Source organism: Geobacillus sp. WSUCF-018B (assembly GCF_002809985.1).
GTDB classification, from domain to species: Bacteria; Bacillota; Bacilli; order Bacillales; family Anoxybacillaceae; genus Geobacillus; species Geobacillus thermophilus.
On the sequence record NZ_PIJF01000007.1, the window covers coordinates 22,859 to 41,042 of the forward strand.

At 51.6% G+C, this 18,184-nt stretch carries 19 protein-coding genes and 1 other annotated feature (1 of these 20 only partly in view); of the genes, 11 read left to right on the top strand and 8 right to left on the bottom strand.

Annotated features, from left to right (window positions below; all coding sequences use genetic code 11):
* Positions 1 to 144 (bottom strand) — a binding site (T-box leader); it reaches 89 nt to the left of the window's first position.
* A gap of 50 nt (positions 145 to 194) precedes the next feature.
* A complete protein-coding gene (locus tag CV944_RS03570; protein WP_011230311.1) occupies positions 195 to 569 on the bottom strand; it encodes a DUF3899 domain-containing protein in 375 nt (124 codons plus the stop codon).
* 423 nt (positions 570 to 992) lie between these two features.
* Between CV944_RS03570 and CV944_RS03575 the strand changes: the two genes are divergently transcribed.
* From CV944_RS03575 to CV944_RS03595, 5 genes are all read left to right on the top strand, one after another.
* On the top strand, positions 993 to 2,645 hold the full coding sequence (locus CV944_RS03575; protein WP_100659296.1) for a peptide ABC transporter substrate-binding protein: 1,653 nt from the start codon (positions 993 to 995) through the stop codon (positions 2,643 to 2,645).
* A 123-nt stretch (positions 2,646 to 2,768) separates the two neighbouring features.
* On the top strand, positions 2,769 to 3,698 hold the full coding sequence (gene opp3b, locus CV944_RS03580; protein WP_011230313.1) for an oligopeptide ABC transporter permease: 930 nt from the start codon (positions 2,769 to 2,771) through the stop codon (positions 3,696 to 3,698).
* Positions 3,695 to 4,717 (top strand): oligopeptide ABC transporter permease, encoded by a 1,023-nt coding sequence (opp3C, locus tag CV944_RS03585; RefSeq protein ID WP_013146073.1) that lies wholly within the window; start codon positions 3,695 to 3,697, stop codon positions 4,715 to 4,717. Before opp3b ends, opp3C begins: the two co-directional genes overlap by 4 nt.
* Before the next feature lie 21 nt (positions 4,718 to 4,738).
* Positions 4,739 to 5,800 carry an ABC transporter ATP-binding protein gene (locus CV944_RS03590; protein ID WP_049624938.1) on the top strand — a complete coding sequence of 354 codons (1,062 nt, stop codon included), beginning with the start codon at positions 4,739 to 4,741 and terminating at the stop codon, positions 5,798 to 5,800.
* Positions 5,793 to 6,728: an ABC transporter ATP-binding protein gene (locus CV944_RS03595; RefSeq protein ID WP_033010429.1), complete on the top strand. Its 936-nt coding sequence runs from the start codon at positions 5,793 to 5,795 to the stop codon at positions 6,726 to 6,728. The genes CV944_RS03590 and CV944_RS03595 overlap by 8 nt, the downstream gene beginning before the upstream one ends.
* A gap of 63 nt (positions 6,729 to 6,791) precedes the next feature.
* Here the strand turns inward: CV944_RS03595 and CV944_RS03600 are convergent, their stop codons facing one another.
* On the bottom strand, positions 6,792 to 6,998 hold the full coding sequence (locus tag CV944_RS03600; protein ID WP_100663829.1) for a hypothetical protein: 207 nt from the start codon (positions 6,996 to 6,998) through the stop codon (positions 6,792 to 6,794).
* Between the two features lie 302 nt (positions 6,999 to 7,300).
* Here CV944_RS03600 and spxA point away from each other — a divergent pair, with 302 nt between their 5' ends.
* On the top strand, positions 7,301 to 7,699 hold the full coding sequence (spxA, locus tag CV944_RS03605) for a transcriptional regulator SpxA (RefSeq protein ID WP_011230318.1): 399 nt from the start codon (positions 7,301 to 7,303) through the stop codon (positions 7,697 to 7,699).
* A 50-nt stretch (positions 7,700 to 7,749) separates the two neighbouring features.
* On the opposite strand, the gene CV944_RS03610 is transcribed toward spxA, so the two are convergent.
* Positions 7,750 to 8,412, bottom strand: coding sequence for a TerC family protein (locus CV944_RS03610; RefSeq protein WP_063210622.1), 663 nt, complete (start codon positions 8,410 to 8,412; stop codon positions 7,750 to 7,752).
* 208 nt (positions 8,413 to 8,620) lie between these two features.
* Between CV944_RS03610 and mecA the strand changes: the two genes are divergently transcribed.
* The 4 genes from mecA to pepF all read left to right on the top strand — a co-directional run bounded on the left by mecA (position 8,621) and on the right by pepF (position 14,427).
* Positions 8,621 to 9,301 carry an adaptor protein MecA gene (gene mecA, locus CV944_RS03615; RefSeq protein WP_033010433.1) on the top strand — a complete coding sequence of 227 codons (681 nt, stop codon included), beginning with the start codon at positions 8,621 to 8,623 and terminating at the stop codon, positions 9,299 to 9,301.
* 280 nt (positions 9,302 to 9,581) lie between these two features.
* The gene (cls, locus tag CV944_RS03620) at positions 9,582 to 11,090 is read left to right on the top strand and encodes a cardiolipin synthase (RefSeq protein ID WP_100663849.1); all 1,509 of its coding nucleotides are present in this window, start codon (positions 9,582 to 9,584) and stop codon (positions 11,088 to 11,090) included.
* A gap of 189 nt (positions 11,091 to 11,279) precedes the next feature.
* Complete coding sequence (locus CV944_RS03625) at positions 11,280 to 12,572, top strand: competence protein CoiA (protein ID WP_232722018.1); 1,293 nt, start codon at positions 11,280 to 11,282, stop codon at positions 12,570 to 12,572.
* On the top strand, positions 12,562 to 14,427 hold the full coding sequence (gene pepF, locus CV944_RS03630) for an oligoendopeptidase F (protein ID WP_369806426.1): 1,866 nt from the start codon (positions 12,562 to 12,564) through the stop codon (positions 14,425 to 14,427). Before CV944_RS03625 ends, pepF begins: the two co-directional genes overlap by 11 nt.
* Before the next feature lie 58 nt (positions 14,428 to 14,485).
* On the opposite strand, the gene CV944_RS03635 is transcribed toward pepF, so the two are convergent.
* The 5 genes from CV944_RS03635 to CV944_RS03655 form a co-directional block, all read right to left on the bottom strand.
* Positions 14,486 to 14,683, bottom strand: a complete 198-nt coding sequence (locus CV944_RS03635) for a hypothetical protein (RefSeq protein WP_033010435.1) — start codon at positions 14,681 to 14,683, stop codon at positions 14,486 to 14,488.
* A gap of 279 nt (positions 14,684 to 14,962) precedes the next feature.
* The gene (spxH, locus tag CV944_RS03640) at positions 14,963 to 15,856 is read right to left on the bottom strand and encodes a ClpXP adapter protein SpxH (protein ID WP_047817933.1); all 894 of its coding nucleotides are present in this window, start codon (positions 15,854 to 15,856) and stop codon (positions 14,963 to 14,965) included.
* Positions 15,849 to 16,262, bottom strand: a complete 414-nt coding sequence (locus CV944_RS03645; protein WP_100663830.1) for a globin domain-containing protein — start codon at positions 16,260 to 16,262, stop codon at positions 15,849 to 15,851. The genes spxH and CV944_RS03645 overlap by 8 nt, the downstream gene beginning before the upstream one ends.
* Before the next feature lie 102 nt (positions 16,263 to 16,364).
* Complete coding sequence (locus tag CV944_RS03650) at positions 16,365 to 16,988, bottom strand: lytic transglycosylase domain-containing protein (RefSeq protein ID WP_100663831.1); 624 nt, start codon at positions 16,986 to 16,988, stop codon at positions 16,365 to 16,367.
* Positions 16,985 to 17,575, bottom strand: a complete 591-nt coding sequence (locus tag CV944_RS03655; RefSeq protein ID WP_094239716.1) for a CYTH domain-containing protein — start codon at positions 17,573 to 17,575, stop codon at positions 16,985 to 16,987. Before CV944_RS03655 ends, CV944_RS03650 begins: the two co-directional genes overlap by 4 nt.
* A 135-nt stretch (positions 17,576 to 17,710) precedes the next feature.
* Between CV944_RS03655 and CV944_RS03660 the strand changes: the two genes are divergently transcribed.
* Positions 17,711 to 18,088, top strand: a complete 378-nt coding sequence (locus CV944_RS03660) for a UPF0738 family protein (RefSeq protein WP_100663832.1) — start codon at positions 17,711 to 17,713, stop codon at positions 18,086 to 18,088.
* The last annotated feature ends 96 nt before the right edge of the window (positions 18,089 to 18,184 follow it).

The following is an 18,184-nucleotide window of genomic DNA, read 5'->3' on the forward strand; positions in this document are numbered from 1 at the left end:
CGCGGGGAACGTCCCCGCCTACTGCGTCGCCGGTTCGGCGGGAAGCTCGAAAGCCCATTCCATATGGCTAGCCGCTTGTTCGCACCGTCCACAAGCTCTCTGAAGGCATCGCCAATATGTACTCTTCTTTCTCATCGCTCGGTTGATCCTAGATTTGCCTTATATTATACGGAAAACATTCAGCTGTTGCAACCTTATTGCACGGCATATCCGGCGGCAATCATCGCCAGAAACAGAAGCAGACCGGAAAAGAGAAGCGGATACGTGATGGCGAAACGCCGCGGACCGAGCAGCTCATCCGATTCATGTTCTGCTGCCGCTTCCTCAAGATACCGCTCCACCTTCGTTCGATTCCTGCGCAATCGGCGAAACCCGTATGCGAATCCGCTGAAAAACCCGCGTTCATAAACAAACAAAAGCCCGCCAAGCGACAGAGGCAAAAGGGAGAGCAAAAACGAAACGTTAATAAAGGCCACCGTACTCCATGCTCCTTGCCCTATTACGATGAGTGCGCTTGCCGCCAGCATCGCGGCGACGAGCCATCCAGTCCGCACAGCCGTTTGTTTCATATCGTCTGTTCCCGCCTTTCCCTTCTCACTGCTTATTTTATCATAAATCATGTGGGCGGGAAGATTGTCAAAATTATTAACAAAATTATATTGAAAAATATAGAAGAAACCTGGAAGTTCAGGAGAGATTTGCTTCGAAGCTGAAAGGAAGGGCAAAAAAATTATATTGTAAGCGTTTTCTTTTTTGTGGGCAGAAATTTTTTGTTTACAATGGTGGCAAAAGTCGTTACAATGCAGGTGTAAATGCAATCCGATCCTCTCCCGTTTGTAAGTAGTTTGAAATTTTTTTATTTAAGAAAATAAAAAAATCCTTTTCAAATATACTAACACAGGATATAATAAGCGATGTAAGTACAATCTTCTGAAATCAAATGGTTCAGAAGATTTGTAATACGCTACATAAATTTTAAGGGGGGTTTTTTAGTGAAGAAGCGATTCTCTTTCTTCCTCGTCCTGCTTCTCGCGCTGTCGACGTTTTTAGCGGCGTGCGGCGGAGGCAAGGACAACAACAACGCTCAAGGCGGCCAGGGCGGCGAAAAGCCGGCGGAGAAGAAGGAGCAGGTGCTGAACTTGCTTGAAAGCCAAGAGATCCCGTCGCTTGATTCGGCGCTCGCCACTGATGCGGTGTCGTTCATTGTTTTGAACAACGTCATGGAAGGTCTGTACCGTTTAGGCAAAGACAACAAGCCGGTGCCAGGGATCGCGGAAAGCTATGAAGTGAGCCAAGACGGCAAAACGTACACGTTCAAGCTTCGCCAAGACGCGAAGTGGTCGAACGGCGATCCGGTGACGGCGCACGATTTTGAATTCGCTTGGAAGCGCGTGCTTGATCCGAAGACGAAATCGGAATATGCGTACATTATGTACGACATTAAAAACGCCGAAGAAGCCAACACAGGCAAGGTGCCGCTTGACCAAGTCGGCGTCAAAGCCCTTGATGACTACACCTTGAAAGTCGAGCTGAAAAACCCAGTTCCGTATTTCGTCGGCTTGACGGCGTTTGGCACGTTCATGCCGCAAAACGAAAAATTTGTGAAAGCGCAAGGCGACAAATACGGTCTCGAAGCTAATACGACGCTTTACAATGGCCCGTTCGTGTTGAGCGAGTGGAAGCACGAACAAGGTTGGGTATATACGAAAAACCCAAACTACTGGGACAAAGACAACGTCAAGCTGGAAAAAGTCAATGTGAAAGTTGTGAAAGACACGGCAACGGCCGTCAACTTGTATGAAACAAAACAAGCGGACCGCGTCGGCTTGACGGCGGAGTTCGTGGATAAGTACAAAAACGACAAAAACTTCCATACGAAATTGGATCCGTCGCTCTATTGGCTGCGCATGAACACGAAAAAAGAACCGCTGAACAACGTCAACGCCCGCAAAGCGATTGCGATGGCCATCGACACGCAAGCGATGGTCGATACGCTCTTGAACAACGGTTCGATTCCGGCGAAGTTCACCGTTCCGAAAGACTTCGTCACCGGTCCGGATGGCAAAGACTTCCGCGATGTGAATGGCGATTTGGTCAATTACAATCCGGATGAAGCGAAAAAATTGTGGGAGCAAGCGAAAAAAGAGCTGGGCAAAGACAAATTTACGCTTGAACTGCTGAACTATGACACCGACAACGCGAAGAAAATCGGCGAGTATGTGAAAGCGCAGCTTGAACAAAACTTGCCGGGCTTGACGATCAACATTAAGCAACAACCGTTTGCACAAAAACTGAAGCTCGAAAGCAACATGCAATATGATTTGTCGTTCTCCGGCTGGGGTCCGGACTATCAAGACCCAATGACGTTCCTGCAGCTTTGGACGTCGACAAGCCCGCACAACGAAACAGGCTGGTCGAATCCTGAGTACGACAAGCTGATCAAAGACGCGCAAACGACGCTTGCCAACGATCAGCAAGCTCGTTGGGATGCGATGCTGAAAGCAGAAAAAATCGTCTTTGAAGGAATGCCGATCGCTCCGCTGTACCAACGCGGCGTTGCCTATTTGCAACGCGAGTATGTCAAAGACTTCGTCACGCATACATTCGGCGCCGACTACAGCTTGAAATGGGCGTATGTCGAGTAATCCGTTGTTCTCTTGAAAATGCGGAGGAGAGTATATGCCTAGGCATATACTCTCCTTTTGCCTGCCAAGGCGAAAAATGTCGAAAAACAACGAAGATTATAGAAAAGCAGAGGAGGTGCGGTCATGGCGCGGTATACGCTTCAGCGGTTCGTTTATATGATTATCACGTTATTTATCATTGCGACGTTGACGTTCTTTTTAATGAAGCTGTTGCCTGGTTCGCCGCTTCAGAACCAAGAGAAATTAACGCCGGAACAGAAGGCGCTTATTTTAAAAGAGTACGGATTGGATAAGCCCGTGCCGGTTCAATACATTCAATATTTAGGGAATTTGTTGAAAGGAGACTTGGGGGTATCGTTCCAATATGACAACCGCCCAGTGACAGAGCTCATCAGCGATCGAATCGGCCCGTCGGCCCAGCTCGGGTTTCAGGCGATTGTGTTTGGGACGATCGTTGGGTTGATTCTCGGAATTGTCGCGGCGATTCGACATAATCATTGGGAAGATTACACAGCTACGGTCATTGCGGTGTTGGGCGCCTCGATCCCGTCGTTTGTGTTAGGGGGGTTTTTGCAATATTTTATCGCTGTGAAACTGCAATGGCTTCCGGTCGCCTTTTGGGAAGGCTTCAAATATACGATTCTCCCGACATTGGCGCTGTCTGTCGGGGTCATCGCCAGCATCGCCCGCTTTATGCGCACGGAAATGCTGGAAGTGTTAAGCTCTGACTACATTTTGACGGCTCGGGCGAAAGGGATCAGCCAGGCGGGGGTTATCATCAAGCACGCCATCCGCAACTCGCTTATCCCCGTCATTACCATTTTAGGACCGATGACCGTCAATTTAATGACGGGAACGCTTGTCATTGAGAAACTGTTTGCTGTCCCTGGTCTTGGAGAGCAGTTTGTCCGTTCGATTGAACTGAACGATTACCCGGTTATTATGGGAACGACGTTGTTTTATTCCGCCTTGTTGATTTTGGCCGTCTTTATCGTTGATGTGTTGTACGGGGTTGTCGACCCACGCATCCGGTTAGCGGGAGGGAAAAAATGATGGCGAAACAACAATACGAACAACTTTCACCGGAATGGTTTCAGCCCGCCCCGCCGAACGTCGGTGAGCAGGAAAAAATCAATCGTCCGAGCTTGACGTTTTGGCAGGATGCTTGGCTTCGCCTTCGGGAAAACAAGGCAGCGATCGTGGGGCTCGTGATGATTATCATTTTGACGCTCATGGCGATCATCGCCCCGATGGCGAGCGACCGGACGTATAAAGATCAAAACTTGCGGCATGCGAAACTTCCGCCGAAAATCCCGGTGCTCGAGCATGTTCATTGGCTTCCGTTTGACGGCCGGGATGCGAACGGCGTTGATGTATATAAACAGCGCGGCGTGAAAGAGTACTATTGGTTTGGCACGGATGACTTAGGACGCGACTTGTGGGTGAGAACGTGGTATGGCACGCGCATCTCACTTTACATTGGTTTGCTCGCGGCGTTGATCGACTTATTGATCGGGATTGCGTACGGCGGCATTTCCGGCTACTATGGCGGCCGCGTCGACAATGTGATGCAGCGGATCATCGAAATTTTAAACGGCATTCCGTATTTAATTATGGTCATTTTGTTCATTTTGATTTTTGAGCCTGGAATCATTTCCATCACGTTGGCGATGGTCATTACCGGTTGGACGACGATGGCGCGGATCGTGCGCGGACAAGTGTTGAAATTAAAGAACATGGAATACGTGTTGGCGGCAAGGACGCTCGGAGCGCCGACATCACGGCTCATTTTCAAACATTTGATCCCGAACGTCATCGGCCCGATCATTATTACGACGATGTTCACGATTCCATCGGCCATCTTCACTGAGGCGTTTTTGAGCTTTATCGGCCTTGGCATCCGTCCGCCGGAAGCGTCGCTTGGCTCGCTTGTCAATGATGGATACAAATCGATCCAAACATATCCGCATTTGATGATTATTCCGGCCGTTGTCATCAGCTTGCTCATTTTAAGCTTCAACTTGGTGGCAGACGGAATCCGCGATGCGCTTGACCCGAAAATGCGCAAATAACCGACGGAAGGGGTGAAACCGATGGAGAAAATTTTGCAGGTGAACGATTTGCATATTTCCTTTGACATCCACGCCGGTGAAGTGCAGGCGGTTCGCGGCGTCACGTTCGACTTGTATAAGGGAGAAACGCTGGCGATCGTCGGCGAGTCGGGGTCTGGGAAATCCGTGACATCCAAGGCGTTGATGCGCCTGTTGCCGACGCCGCCGAGCCGAATCAAGCAAGGGGAAATTTTATTTGAAGGAAAAGACTTGACCAAGCTGTCGGAGAAAGACATGCAATCGATCCGCGGGGCGAAAATTTCGATGATTTTCCAAGATCCGATGACGTCGCTCAACCCGACGATGACGATCGGAAAGCAAATTATGGAAGCGATTTTAAAACATCAAAAGCTGTCGAAAGAGGAAGCGCGCAAACGGGCGATTGAACTATTGCAGCTGGTCGGCATTAAAAACGCCGAGCTGCGCATGAAGCAATACCCGCACCAATTTTCCGGCGGAATGCGCCAGCGTGTTGTCATCGCCATCGCCTTGGCGTGCAATCCGAAAATTTTGATCGCCGATGAACCGACGACCGCGCTGGATGTGACGATTCAGGCGCAAATTTTGGAGCTCATGAAAGACATTCAGAAAAAGCTCGGCATGTCGATTATTTTCATCACCCATGATTTAGGGGTTGTCGCCAACATGGCCGATCGAGTGGCGGTGATGTATGCCGGGAAAATCGTGGAGATCGGCACGGTGGATGAAATTTTTTACAATCCGAAACATCCGTACACCTGGGGATTGCTCGCCTCGATGCCGAGCCTTGATCATAAAGATACGGAGCTGTATTCGATCCCGGGCTCGCCGCCGGATTTGTTAAATCCGCCAAAAGGCGATGCGTTTGCGCCGCGCAATCCGTATGCGCTCAAAATTGACTATGAGCTCGAGCCGCCGATGTTCCAAGTGTCTGATACGCACTATGCGGCGACATGGCTGTTGCATGAAAAGGCACCGAAAGTGGAACCGCCGGCGATCGTGCGCGAACGGATGAAACGGTTTGCTGACATCGTCGCCCGGAAAGGAGGGAAGCCGCGTGGCTAAGCAAAAGCTGCTTGAAGTGAAAAACTTAAAACAATACTTCCCGGCCGGCCGCGGCGAGGTCGTCAAAGCGGTCGACGGCGTCACCTTTGACATTTATAAAGGGGAAACGTTCGGCCTTGTCGGCGAGTCGGGCTGCGGCAAGTCGACAACGGGGCGGACGATCATTCGGCTGTATGAGGCGACAGACGGAGAAGTACTGTTTAACGGCGTTAACGTACACGGCAAAAAATCAAAAAAAGAGCTGAAAGAGTTAAACCGAAAAATGCAAATGATTTTCCAAGATCCGTATGCGTCGCTCAATCCGCGGATGACGGTCGCCGACATTATCGCTGAGGGCATTGACATCCACGGATTGGCGAAAACGAAAGAGGAGCGGATGCAGCGCGTCTATGAGCTGCTTGAGACGGTCGGGTTGAACCGCGAGCATGCGAGCCGTTATCCGCATGAGTTTTCCGGCGGGCAACGCCAGCGGATCGGCATCGCCCGGGCGCTCGCCGTCGAACCGGAATTCATCATCGCCGATGAGCCGATCTCGGCGCTGGACGTTTCCATTCAGGCGCAAGTCGTCAACTTGCTGAAGCGCCTGCAGCGTGAAAAAGGGTTGACGTACTTGTTTATTGCCCATGACTTGTCGATGGTCAAATACATCAGCGACCGGATCGGCGTCATGTATTTCGGGAAAATGGTCGAGCTCGCTGAATCGGAAGAGCTGTACCGCAATCCGATCCATCCGTATACAAAGGCATTGCTCTCCGCTATTCCGCTTCCAGATCCGGAAACGGAGCGGACGCGCAAGCGGATCATGTACGACCCGGCGCAACATGGCTACAAAGACGGAGAGGAACTCGAATTCCGCGAAATTACGCCTGGCCATTTTGTGCTTTGTTCAGAGGAAGAATATAAGCGGTATCGGGCGATGTATGCCTAGCCGAATCGAAAAAAGCGCCGCTCCTTCATCGCCGCATGACGCGAACGGTGAAAGAGGCGGCGCTCACCTATGCGCCTGTTTTGGCGCGTTATTTTTTCCTCCGACGACTTTCCATCCTTGTTGGATGCGGCGAGAGGCCTCGACATGCTTTCCGCTTTTGTTTCGGCCGAACAACCGCTCTCCGATCGTGTTGCTGATGTTCCCCATCAATGCGGTGAGGACGACGATCAATGCCGAAGCAATGGCAAAGTCGATGAAATAGCCGGCCATCGGTTCTTCCTCCCTTTTCCTTTTCTACTTTGATTGTAGAGGATTTGCCTTCACTTTGGAAGAGGAAAGAAAGAAAATTGCATTTATCATCGAAAAACTATATCTTTCTTGGCCGATGTATTGTATAATATATTATGTTAAAGTCATTTCAATTTGCAAACGATTGGCAAAGCGGCTGATCGCCAGACTGGCGTCCAGGCCGTGTCGCTATGCTGTCAGACGTCAAACCGGCATAGCGGTGCACGTCTGTCGTCTGACGGACGAGGGAAGCAAGGGATTCCTTGTCAAAAGGAGTGATCGAAGTGGTCAAGCTATACACATCACCGAGCTGCACGTCATGCCGGAAGGCGAAGGCGTGGCTCGAGAAGCACAATATTCCTTATGTAGAACGCAATATTTTCTCTGAACCGCTCACGGTTGAAGAGATTAAAGAAATTTTGCGGATGACGGAAACGGGAACGGACGAAATCATTTCGACCCGTTCGAAAGTGTTCCAAAAGTTGAACATTAACTTGGAAGCTTTGCCGCTGCAAGATTTGTACGAGCTGATTCAGAAAAACCCAGGCATTTTGCGCCGGCCGATCATCATTGACGAAAAACGGCTGCAAGTCGGTTATAACGAAGATGAAATCCGCCGTTTTTTGCCGCGCAAAGTGCGGGCCTACCAACTCCGCGAAGCGCAGCGGCTGGTAAACGGGTAAGAAAAACTTCTACATGGCTTGCCATGTAGAAGTTTTTTCACACTTGCCGGTCAGCGCACGGCGCGCGTCCGCCGGTTGGCCGCAAAGCCGAGCAAAACGGCAAGAATGGCCGTTAAGACCGGAAACAACGCCTCCCAGCGCGGGTCGTAAAACGGACGCAGCCGCTCTTCGGCAGTGATCATGTTTCCGGCTGTGTATGCCAAAAGGGCGCCGCCGGCATAAATCAGAAACGAAAACCGTTCCATGGCATAAAGGATGATTTTGCTGCCTAAAATGATGATAGGAACAGAACAAAGAAAGCCAAAGATGACAAGCCCCATATGGCCTTGGGATGCTCCGGCGATGGCGATGACGTTGTCCATGCCCATAACGACATCGGCGGCGACGATCGTCTGGACGGCTTTCCAAAGCGACGGTTCGGCTTTAATGGCGGCATGTTTTTCGTCTTTTTGCCCCATGAGCTTCAAGGCGATCCAAAACAGGAGGAGGCCGCCAGCTAGCTGCAGAAACGGGATGGTCAACAGCCATACGACCGCTGCGGTCAGCAAAATGCGGACGGCGATCGCCAGCGCCGTGCCGAGGACAATGGCGATGTTCCGCTTTTGTTCCGGCAAGTTGCGGCTCGCTAACGCAATGACAACCGCATTGTCCCCGCCGAGAATGACATCGATGCCAATGATTAATAAAATCGAGATGAAATATTCATCCACCATAGACGTCCCTCATTCCGTCCGTGTTCATCACCATTATAGTAGGACATGGCCGGTTTCATAACCAATTTTTAAAAATACGTTTTTTTATTTCCCTTCTTTCGCTTTTTGTCATAAAATATAAAGTACAAGATAGAAGTTTTGAAGAATGTCCAGGGGAACGATCCCTTCCCTTTTTATTTCTTTGGTTTAGAAGGGAGAGTCGGAGAAGATGGAAATTGAACGCATCAACGACCATACGGTGAAATTTTACATTTCGTATGTTGATATAGAGGAACGCGGTTTTGACCGTGAGGAAATTTGGTACAATCGGGAGCGGAGCGAAGAATTGTTTTGGGAAATGATGGATGAGGTTCACGGCGAAAGCGATTTTTCGCTTGACGGTCCGCTTTGGATTCAAGTGCAGGCGCTTGAGAAAGGACTTGAGGTTGTTGTAACGAAAGCGCAGCTGTCCAAAGACGGAAGCAAGCTCGAGCTGCCGCTCCCGGAAGACAAGTGGCGCGAGTTTTCGCTCTCGGCTGATGAGAAGATCGAATCGCTGTTCGGCCATCACTTCCATTTCGGGCGGAACAATGCGGCCGGAGACGAAGAAGCACAAGACGTGCTTCAATTTATCATTTCGTTCAAAGACATTGAAGACGTCATCTCCTTGGCTCACCGCGCCGACTTTTCAAGTTTGTCGAACCGTTTATTCCAGTTTGAAGGGCGTTATTACTTGTTCGTACAATTTACCGAACAATATAGCGAGCATGATATCGACAATATGCTCAGCCTTCTTCTGGAATACGGAAACGATTCACAGCTGACGATTTACCGCCTTGAGGAATACGGAACTGAAATTATGGGCGACAATGCGCTTGAGACCGTAAAACGGTATTTTCCAGCTCCATAACCTTTTCGTTCATTCGCCGATTTCGCCGCCAGAAATCGGCGTTTTCTTTGTTGGGGCGCTTGGAGGGGGCGGACAGAAAACGCGGGTTGACCCTGTTGTTTTCAAATGGAGAAGCTTTATAACAGCACGCTTTTTCGCACCCGTCGGTCACTTATTTAGAAAATGGCTGCTTTCCCGACCCTTCTAGATAGGAAAGAGAAGGGAAAACCGTGAAACCGTTGGCCGTGAAGTCAAGTATAAAGAATAAGGGGAAAGAGGAACATCAGTTGGAGGGGTTTTGTTGCGAAACACATCGAGAGTGGCGATTCTCGTCGTCATTGTCGGCGCGTTGCTGGCATTGACGAACGGGTTTTGGGAAGGGAAGCTGCTTGGTCTTTTCAGCGTATTGATGTCTTGTTCCGTCATCTTTATTGCGCTGGTCATTTCTCTTGAGAATCGAAAGCCGGCGCAGACGATCGCCTGGCTGGCGGTGCTGGGGAGCTTTCCGATTGTCGGCTTTTTGTTTTATTTATTGTTCGGACGCAACTATTGGCAACAACGGCGCTATAAAAAGAAAGCCGATTTTGATGAGGCAGTGCTGCTCAAGTTTCAAGAGCCGTCGCCGATTGCCGTCGAACGGCTGCCGATGGCGCCCCATCAGCGTCCGCTTTTGCACCTTGCTTATCGCATCGGCCAGCATCCGGTTTCACTTGCTTCGCAGACGGCGGTGTTGACGAACGGAGAGGAGACATTTTCTTCTATTTTTGCTGAACTGGAAAAAGCGGAACACCATATTCATTTAGAATATTATATTGTCCGTCATGATGAAATCGGCCAACAGTTGAAGCGCGTCTTGATGGAAAAAGCGCGCCAAGGCGTGCGCGTCCGTTTTTTGTATGATGCTGTCGGCAGCTGGAAGCTGTCGAACGATTATATCGAAGAGCTGCGCGCTGCCGGGGTTGAGATGATCCCGTTTTCGCCGGTGCGCCTGCCGTTTTTAAGCAACCAAATCAACTTCCGCAACCACCGGAAAATCATCGTCATTGACGGGAGTGTTGGCTTTGTCGGCGGGCTGAATATTGGCGACGAGTATTTAGGAAAAAACGAGTATTTCGGATTTTGGCGCGACACGCATTTGTTGATCCGGGGCGAAGCAGTCCGGACGTTGCAGCTTATTTTTTTGCAAGATTGGTATTATATGACGGGAGAGCGGCTGCTGACGCCGGACTACTTGTCGCCGCCTCTCATTGTAGAAGAAGGGCAAGGCGGCGTCCAGCTCATCGCCGGCGGTCCGGATCAAAAGTGGGAGGTCATTAAGCAGCTGTATTTTGCTATGATCACAGCAGCGAAACGGTCGATTTGGGTGGCTTCGCCGTATTTTGTGCCGGATGAAGACATTTTGACGGCGCTGAAAGTGGCAGCGCTAAGCGGCATTGATGTGCGGTTGCTTGCGCCGAAGCGGCCGGACAAAAAAATCGTTTTTTACGCTTCTCGCTCGTATTTCCCAGAGTTGCTGGAGGCAGGGGTAAAAATTTATGAGTATGAACGCGGGTTTTTGCACAGCAAAGTCATTGTCGTCGATGGCGAGCTGGCTTCAATCGGCACAGCGAACATGGATATGCGCAGTTTTCATTTGAATTTTGAAGTGAACGCCTTTTTGTATTATACCGACAGCATTCATAAACTCGTCCGCGACTTTTTGGAAGATTTTCGCCACGCTTCCATGATCGACTACGAACAGTTTCAACAGCGCCCGTTCCGGGTGCGTATCGCTGAATCGGTCTCCCGGCTGTTGTCGCCTCTGTTGTAACCAACCGCTTGTAAACGCCAGTCCGCCGAATCGGCGGACTTTTTTCGACGCAGTTTGGCTTTGGGCAGGAAAACCGGCGATGGTCAACGAATAAAAGGGAAGAACCGAACGGTGAAGGGGGGGCAGCAGAGAACAATTCCAGCTGTTCCCGCTCACGGACAACTATTTTTTACTGGAAAGGAAGTGATCATGTTGTTTGTCGCTCTCGCCGCTGATGGCAGGACGGTTTCGCTTGCCGGGGCGGAAAGATGGGAACGAGAGGGGCTGATGCGCCTGAAACGACAGGAACCGTTTTTTTGTCCCGCGTGCCGTCAAGAAGTGGTGCTCCGGTCGGGCCGCTACCGTTTGCCGCATTTCGCCCATCGAAAAGGGGCGGCCTGCCCGGTCGAGCATGAACCGGAGTCGGAGCGTCACTTAACTGGGAAGCGAGACTTGTTCGCGTGGCTCATTCGCCAAGGCATGGAGGCGAAGCTCGAGCCGTATTTGCCCGCCATCAAGCAGCGTCCTGACGTATTGTTCCGCCATGGCCCACACCTTTATGCCCTCGAATACCAATGTTCCACGATCGATGAATCGCTGTTTCGCGAACGCAATGACGGCTACCGTCTCCTTGGCATCCGCCCGTTGTGGGTGTTAGGAGCCCATCATTTGCGGCGTTCGCCAAAATATTCGGGGGAAGTGCAGCTCTCCCGGTTTCAATGGTTGTTTGCCCATCGCGCTCCACATTCAGTCGTTCCACATATATGGTACTACAGTCCAGAGACGAAACGCTTCATCCGCCTTTTTCGCCCGTTGCCGCTATCGGTGCAGCGAACATTGGCCGTGGTCGATTCGATTCCGCTTTCGTCGTTTTCGTTCCCCGATTGGATGGCCCCCTGCCCGCTGCCGCTTCCATCCGAGTTTTGGGAGCGATGGCTCGAACGAAAAAAACAATGGCGGCGGACGTTTCCGCTTTATCCGAACCAAACCGTGCGCCGCATTTGTGCTGATTTTTACCAGGCGGGCATCGTTCCGTCACTGTTTCCGACCGAAGCAGGCTGGCCAGTGCCGCGGGGGTATTTATGGGAGACGGCGCCGTTCATTTGGCAGACGTACGTGCTTTTGCCGTTCCTCAGGCAGCCCGGGCGGCCGGTCACGATGGCGTCGTTGTTGGGATGGGTCGACGAGCAAATCCGCACCGGACGGCTTATGCCGCGCCGGCTGCCGCTTGTTGGACGGGATGATTACCGACAGGCGGTCAGCGAATATGTGCATTGGCTCAGGCTGCTTGGCTACGTACGTTGCAAGGACGGTGGACAGTTGTACTTAGCCAAACCGCTGTCATTCCCGGCGACGGTCGAAGATGTCATTCGCCAAGATGCCGCCCTTCTTGAGCAAATCGAGCGGACGCCGGCGCTTGCCTCGTACTGGACAGCGCTCGAGATGTCAGGAGGCGGAAAAAATAAGCAAAAGACAGGAAAAACAGCCAAAAATGGTGAATAATAATTCGTGTATCGATATTAAAAGGAGGGACATAAAGGTGGGAGACAATAAGGCCAAAAAATCGCTTCCGTCCCGGAGCGAAATCCCCGTCGAGGAAACGTGGCGGCTTGAGGATATTTTTCCGACTGATGACGCCTGGGAGCAAGAGTTCCAACAGGTGAAAGCGATGATCCCAAAGCTCGGCGAGTACAAAGGACGGCTTGGGCAATCGCCGCAAGTGCTGTATGAAGCGTTGCAATACCAGGATGAAGTATCCATGCGCCTCGGCAAGCTGTATACATACGCCCATATGCGCTATGACCAAGATACGACCAACTCGTTTTACCAAGGGCTGAATGACCGCGTGAAGGGCTTATACAGCGAGGCGTCGAGCGCCATGGCGTTCATCGTCCCAGAACTTTTATCCATCGATGAAGCGGTGCTTCGTTCGTTTCTTGAGCAATACGAGCCGCTTCGCTTATACGCGCACGCCTTAGACGAAGTGACACGCCAGCGCCCGCACGTGCTGTCGGCGGAAGAGGAAGCGTTATTGGCGCAGGCGGCCGAGGTGATGCAGGCGACATCCGACACGTTCAGCGCGTTGAACAACGCTGATTTGACGTTTCCGACGATCATCGATGAAAACGGTGAGGAAGTCGAAGTCACGCACGGCCGGTTCATTCGCTTTTTAGAAAGCACGGACCGCCGCGTCCGCCGCGATGCGTTCCATGCGGTGTACCATACGTACGAAAAGTTTCAAAACACGTTTGCCAGCACGCTTGCCGGAACGGTGAAAAAACATAACTTTTTTGCCCGCGTCCGCCGTTATGAATCGGCGCGCCAAGCGGCGCTCGATGCCAACAACATCCCGGAGAGCGTGTACGACAACTTGATTGCCACGGTTCATGAACATTTGCCGCTTTTGCATCGCTATGTGCGGCTGCGCAAACAAGTGTTGGGGCTTGACGAGCTCCATATGTATGACTTGTACACGCCGCTTGTGCAAGATGTGAAAATGGACGTGACGTACGAGGAAGCGAAGCAATATATGCTTGACGGGCTGGCGCCGCTCGGCGAGGAGTATGTAGCGATCGTCAAAGAAGGGCTTGACAACCGTTGGGTCGATGTGCGCGAGAACAAAGGGAAGCGGAGCGGTGCGTATTCGTCGGGAGCGTATGGCACCCATCCGTACATTTTGCTCAATTGGCAGGACAACGTTCACAACTTGTTTACGCTCGTCCATGAGTTTGGCCACTCGGTCCATAGCTACTATACGCGCAAAACGCAGCCGTATCCGTACGCCCATTATTCGATTTTCGTCGCTGAAGTGGCGTCAACGTGCAATGAAGCGCTCTTGAACGATCACTTGCTGAAAACGATTGATGATGAGAAGAAACGGTTGTACTTGTTGAACCATTATCTTGAGGGATTCCGCGGCACTGTCTTTCGGCAGACGATGTTTGCGGAATTCGAGCATCTGATCCACCTGAAGGCGCAACAGGGCGAAGCGTTAACGGCTGAGACGCTCACCTCGCTTTATTATGATTTAAACAAAAAGTATTTTGGCGATGAGATTGTGGTCGACCAAGAAATCGGCTTGGAATGGTCGCGCATTCCGCATTTTTATTACAACTATTATGTGTACCAATATGCGACCGGCTTCAGCGCGGCAACAGCGCTCAGCAAACAAATCTTAGAGGAAGGCGAACCGGCGGTGAAACGGTACATTGACTTTTTAAAAGCCGGCAGCTCGGACTACCCAATCGAAGTGCTGAAAAAAGCCGGCGTTGATATGACGAGCGCCGAGCCGATCCGCCAGGCATGCCAAGTATTTGCGGAAAAACTTGAGGAAATGGAGCGGCTGCTTGGGAAATAAAATGGATGCAGCGCCACGCCTGCATCCATATCGAAAAACGTATATCGTCTTATTTTCCCTACAGCCGCAGCCGTTTTGACGAAAATCCCTTAAACTGGCGGCGGCGGTTCCAAGACGCCACGAGTCCAAGCAGCGTCAAAAACAACAGCGGCATCGTCGCCCACAAGGGAAGCAGCCGCATAAGGCCTAAAAGGTTAAGGAAAAATGCGGCGATGGCCGCTGCCGCCCAAACGCATAAAACGATTCGTTTTTTCACGTTGTTCGCCTCTTTCTCGGTTCTTTTATGTTCAATATATGTCCGCTGTCCATGCAGTCATGACAAACAGCGACGGGGAAGGGAATTATGACAATAATGTGAACAAACGAGCAAACGGGTTGTCAATCCGGTCGGGCGTTTGGTAAGATAAAGATGTGAACGGAAGACAAAACCTGATACCCCTTTGTTTGACCGTGAACAAATTCTCCCATCCCCTTTGTTGTCTTGGCAACAAGAAAAAGCCCGGCTTCGGCCGGGCTTTTTCTTGTCGGTCGCACGCTACAGGCGGGCTTTTTCGATATAGCGCCAAAACGTTCCATGCTTGACAGGCACCCGCTCGACCTTTTGTTTCAGCTGCAGCTTTTTCATTTCCGTTTCCGCTTCTTGGATGGTCCAATTGTACACAACGGCAACTTCTTTCGTGGCGACGAACTTAAAATGGCTTAAAAATGATTCCAGTGGAGGGGGAGGAGACGGCTTGGGATGGAAGCCAAGCATTTCGGCGATCAGTTCGACGTAAATGTCATACGGATAGCATCCGGAAATTTTAATGCCTTCATCTTCAATGTTTTCATTAAATAAGACAAGCGTCGGTATTTCGTCGACATCCATTTCCGACGTGATTTTCAAATCACATTGGAACGCTTTTACCGCTCCCGGTGAGTGCATATCGCGCAGAAATTCATCGACGTCAAGACCAGCTTCGGCGGCGCATTCGGCGAGCACCGACAAATCAGAGACATTTTGTTTTTCGAGAAAGAGCTGTTCTTGCAGCTTGCGTAAAAAGCGGAGGCCGGCCCGCTTTCCTTGCATTTCCGCCGCTTTAATGGCGAGCGATGGGGCGAACGGGCTTGAAATCCGATTTTCGAGCCAAACGCTGCCGTCGCATGACATGCCGGTGCGGCAAGCCGCCCATTCCCATGCTTTGGCCATTGCCTCCGGCTTTGTTCCTTTGTGCGCGCCCCATGTCGCCCATGTTCCGCTCAATATGTGCCTTAAGGTAAAAAAACGGCCGTATTCGATCGTCAGTTTTTTGATGACTGGTTCAAGCCCCCAGCATTCCGGGCATAAAGGATCGATAAACAAATACAGCTCGAGCGGTTTGTTCGTGTTGCCTAGCGGCTGGGAAGGGTAGCAAGTTGATGTCGTCTTCCCAGCAAACTTCTCACTCAAGGGTATGCTCCTTTCTGTCCAGATGATCTGGGGTATTGACCATATGATGGGCGGTGAGTACGAGCCGGTGATAAAACTGTTCGCGCGCCGGCCCGGACAAGCCGATTTCGTCCATGGCTGCCCGCATGCAGGCAAGCCATGCTTCCGCCCGCTTCGGCGTGATTTCAAAGCGGAGATGGCGCGCCCTCAGCATGGGGTGTCCATGCTCTGCCGTGTAAAGAGGGGGGCCGCCTAAATATTGTGTTAAAAACTGTTTTTGCTTGCGGGCGGTTTCCGTCAAATCGTCAGGGAAAATGGGCCGCAAGTCCGGATGCGCGGACACGCGACGGTAAAATGCTTCGACAAGTTTCGCAACCGTCTCCTCTCCGCCGATCGCCTCATAAAGAGTTTGCCATTGTTCACCCATCGCGGATGCTCCTTTTGTTTGAAAATCATTCGTTGTCGTTTGATTGCTATTTTATCAACAGCACGCATGGATCTCAAACAAAGTGACTCGAACGCCGCTCGTTTATGTGCGGTAGCTTTTCAACACGCGTTCGACATACGCCCGCGTTTCGGCAAATGGCGGCACGCCCCCATAGCGGTCGACGTGCCCGGGCCCGGCGTTGTAGGCGGCTAAGGCGAGAGTGATATTGCCGCTGTACCGGTCAAGGAGCTGGCGCAAATATTTTACGCCGCCGTCGATGTTTTGCGCTGGATCAAGCGGGTTGTTGATGCCGAGCATTTTTGCCGTGCTTGGCATGAGCTGCATGAGTCCAAGCGCTCCAACCGGGCTTTTCGCATCGGGACGGAAATTTGACTCATGGCGAATGACGGCGCGGATGAGCTGCGGGTCAACATCGTATTTTTCCGCCGCCGCCGCGATTAAAGCATCGATGGAAGAAGATGAGTTGGTTGCAGCACCCGCTTCATGTTCGAGCGGGGCGCTGCGATGGCCGGCGGATGCCGGTGGCTGACCGCTTAGGGCAGCTTGAGGCGCCTCGGCAGAAGATTCCTCACCGCGGCTGAGAGATTCGGCAAGCAAGCTTGAAAACAAGGATGGCACCGGCGATGGCAGCAGGCTGGAGCGTCCGGGTGAGAACGCATTGAGCGCCTGCCATTCGATGAGCAGCTTTAATGGCGAAACGGTCATCGTCTTTCCTCCATTTCTTTCATGCGGGCGTAAAAGCGGGCGATTTTGTTTGGCGCCGGGCGGCGCGGGATGCCGAGCGCCTCAAGCAGGCGCAAAAACCGCTCCTCCCCCGTTTTGGCGTTGTCCGTTTCATATTCGAGTTCGTAATCTTCACTTTGCAAGTAGAAGTTGCGGTCAAGGAAAAGCGTACCACCTTCGTACGGCCATTGGGCGCGTTCGGTGACAAGAGAGCCGAAATGGCGCACGTTGGATGGATCAATGCCCAGTTCCGCAAGCAAGGCCGCGATCGTTCCGTGCAGCGGCACGCCCGTGAGCAGCGCCTCCGCTTCGGAAGGGGTGAGCGGCACGTGCGTCTCGAGAAGCGCCCCATCCGCCCGCGTTTGTTTCAGCGTCAGCGTAAACCGCCCTTCTTTCGCCCGGATGCGCAGCGCTGCCGCCCGTTCTTTTAAGGCGAATGACGGAGTGTCAAAGTAATGGTTTTCCTGGCGGAAGAAAGCGCCATCATCCAACCGGAAGGCGGCGCGGACGGCCGCAAATTCCGCTGCCGTTAACAAGTTTTTCAATTCGATTTCGACCTCTTGATGCATCGTGAATCTCCCTCGGGAAAGATCATCGTCTCCCTCTATTATCAGCTGTTTTTCGGCGAATATCAATTATTTCGCCCGCATAGGCTGAATATGGTAAAATAAAGGGCGGATGGTTGGTGTGGAAGGAGAGAAAGCATGAACGAAAAATGGATCGTCGAGCGGGCAGAGCGAAAAGACGGCCGGCTCTGGCTGAAGGTTGATGATGCGCTTGTTTTGCCCGCCGGTGTTATGCCGAAGCGCCATATGCTTGTTGACTCAGATGCATTGGCGTTTGTGTATATATTGGAAACCGAGGATCGCTTTCTATATGTCATGGTTCCGAAGCCATGGTGGCTCGAGCTGAAAGAGGCGCTTGACGCCAAGGAGCCGGTTTGGCTTCAATGCGGGGGAGAAGTGCTCGAACTTGAACAGTTTCACGATGAATTGTCATATTTGCTCGAAAATATTCGTGACAACGCCAACTATGGCGAGGCGCTTGAACGAGCAGTACAAGAGATGTTTTTTACCGGATGAGCCGTCCGGTTGCCTGCCTTTGGGCGTGAGGGGAGGCGGAGCGCGCCAAAGGCCGCTTACCGTCAAAGCGGCGCTGGGAAGGTGCGGATGCTTTCT

What these genes read in the sequence shown, in the direction of transcription:
- CV944_RS03570 (WP_011230311.1), bottom strand. Translation starts at nt 569, where the DNA reads ATGAAACAAACGGCTGTGCGGACTGGATGGCTCGTCGCCGCGATGCTG.
- opp3b (WP_011230313.1), top strand. Translation starts at nt 2,769, where the DNA reads ATGGCGCGGTATACGCTTCAGCGGTTCGTTTATATGATTATCACGTTA.
- opp3C (WP_013146073.1), top strand. Translation starts at nt 3,695, where the DNA reads ATGATGGCGAAACAACAATACGAACAACTTTCACCGGAATGGTTTCAG.
- CV944_RS03590 (WP_049624938.1), top strand. Translation starts at nt 4,739, where the DNA reads ATGGAGAAAATTTTGCAGGTGAACGATTTGCATATTTCCTTTGACATC.
- CV944_RS03600 (WP_100663829.1), bottom strand. Translation starts at nt 6,998, where the DNA reads ATGGCCGGCTATTTCATCGACTTTGCCATTGCTTCGGCATTGATCGTC.
- CV944_RS03610 (WP_063210622.1), bottom strand. Translation starts at nt 8,412, where the DNA reads ATGGTGGATGAATATTTCATCTCGATTTTATTAATCATTGGCATCGAT.
- mecA (WP_033010433.1), top strand. Translation starts at nt 8,621, where the DNA reads ATGGAAATTGAACGCATCAACGACCATACGGTGAAATTTTACATTTCG.
- CV944_RS03625 (WP_232722018.1), top strand. Translation starts at nt 11,280, where the DNA reads ATGTTGTTTGTCGCTCTCGCCGCTGATGGCAGGACGGTTTCGCTTGCC.
- pepF (WP_369806426.1), top strand. Translation starts at nt 12,562, where the DNA reads ATGGTGAATAATAATTCGTGTATCGATATTAAAAGGAGGGACATAAAG.
- CV944_RS03645 (WP_100663830.1), bottom strand. Translation starts at nt 16,262, where the DNA reads ATGGGTGAACAATGGCAAACTCTTTATGAGGCGATCGGCGGAGAGGAG.
- CV944_RS03650 (WP_100663831.1), bottom strand. Translation starts at nt 16,988, where the DNA reads ATGACCGTTTCGCCATTAAAGCTGCTCATCGAATGGCAGGCGCTCAAT.
- CV944_RS03655 (WP_094239716.1), bottom strand. Translation starts at nt 17,575, where the DNA reads ATGCATCAAGAGGTCGAAATCGAATTGAAAAACTTGTTAACGGCAGCG.
- CV944_RS03660 (WP_100663832.1), top strand. Translation starts at nt 17,711, where the DNA reads ATGAACGAAAAATGGATCGTCGAGCGGGCAGAGCGAAAAGACGGCCGG.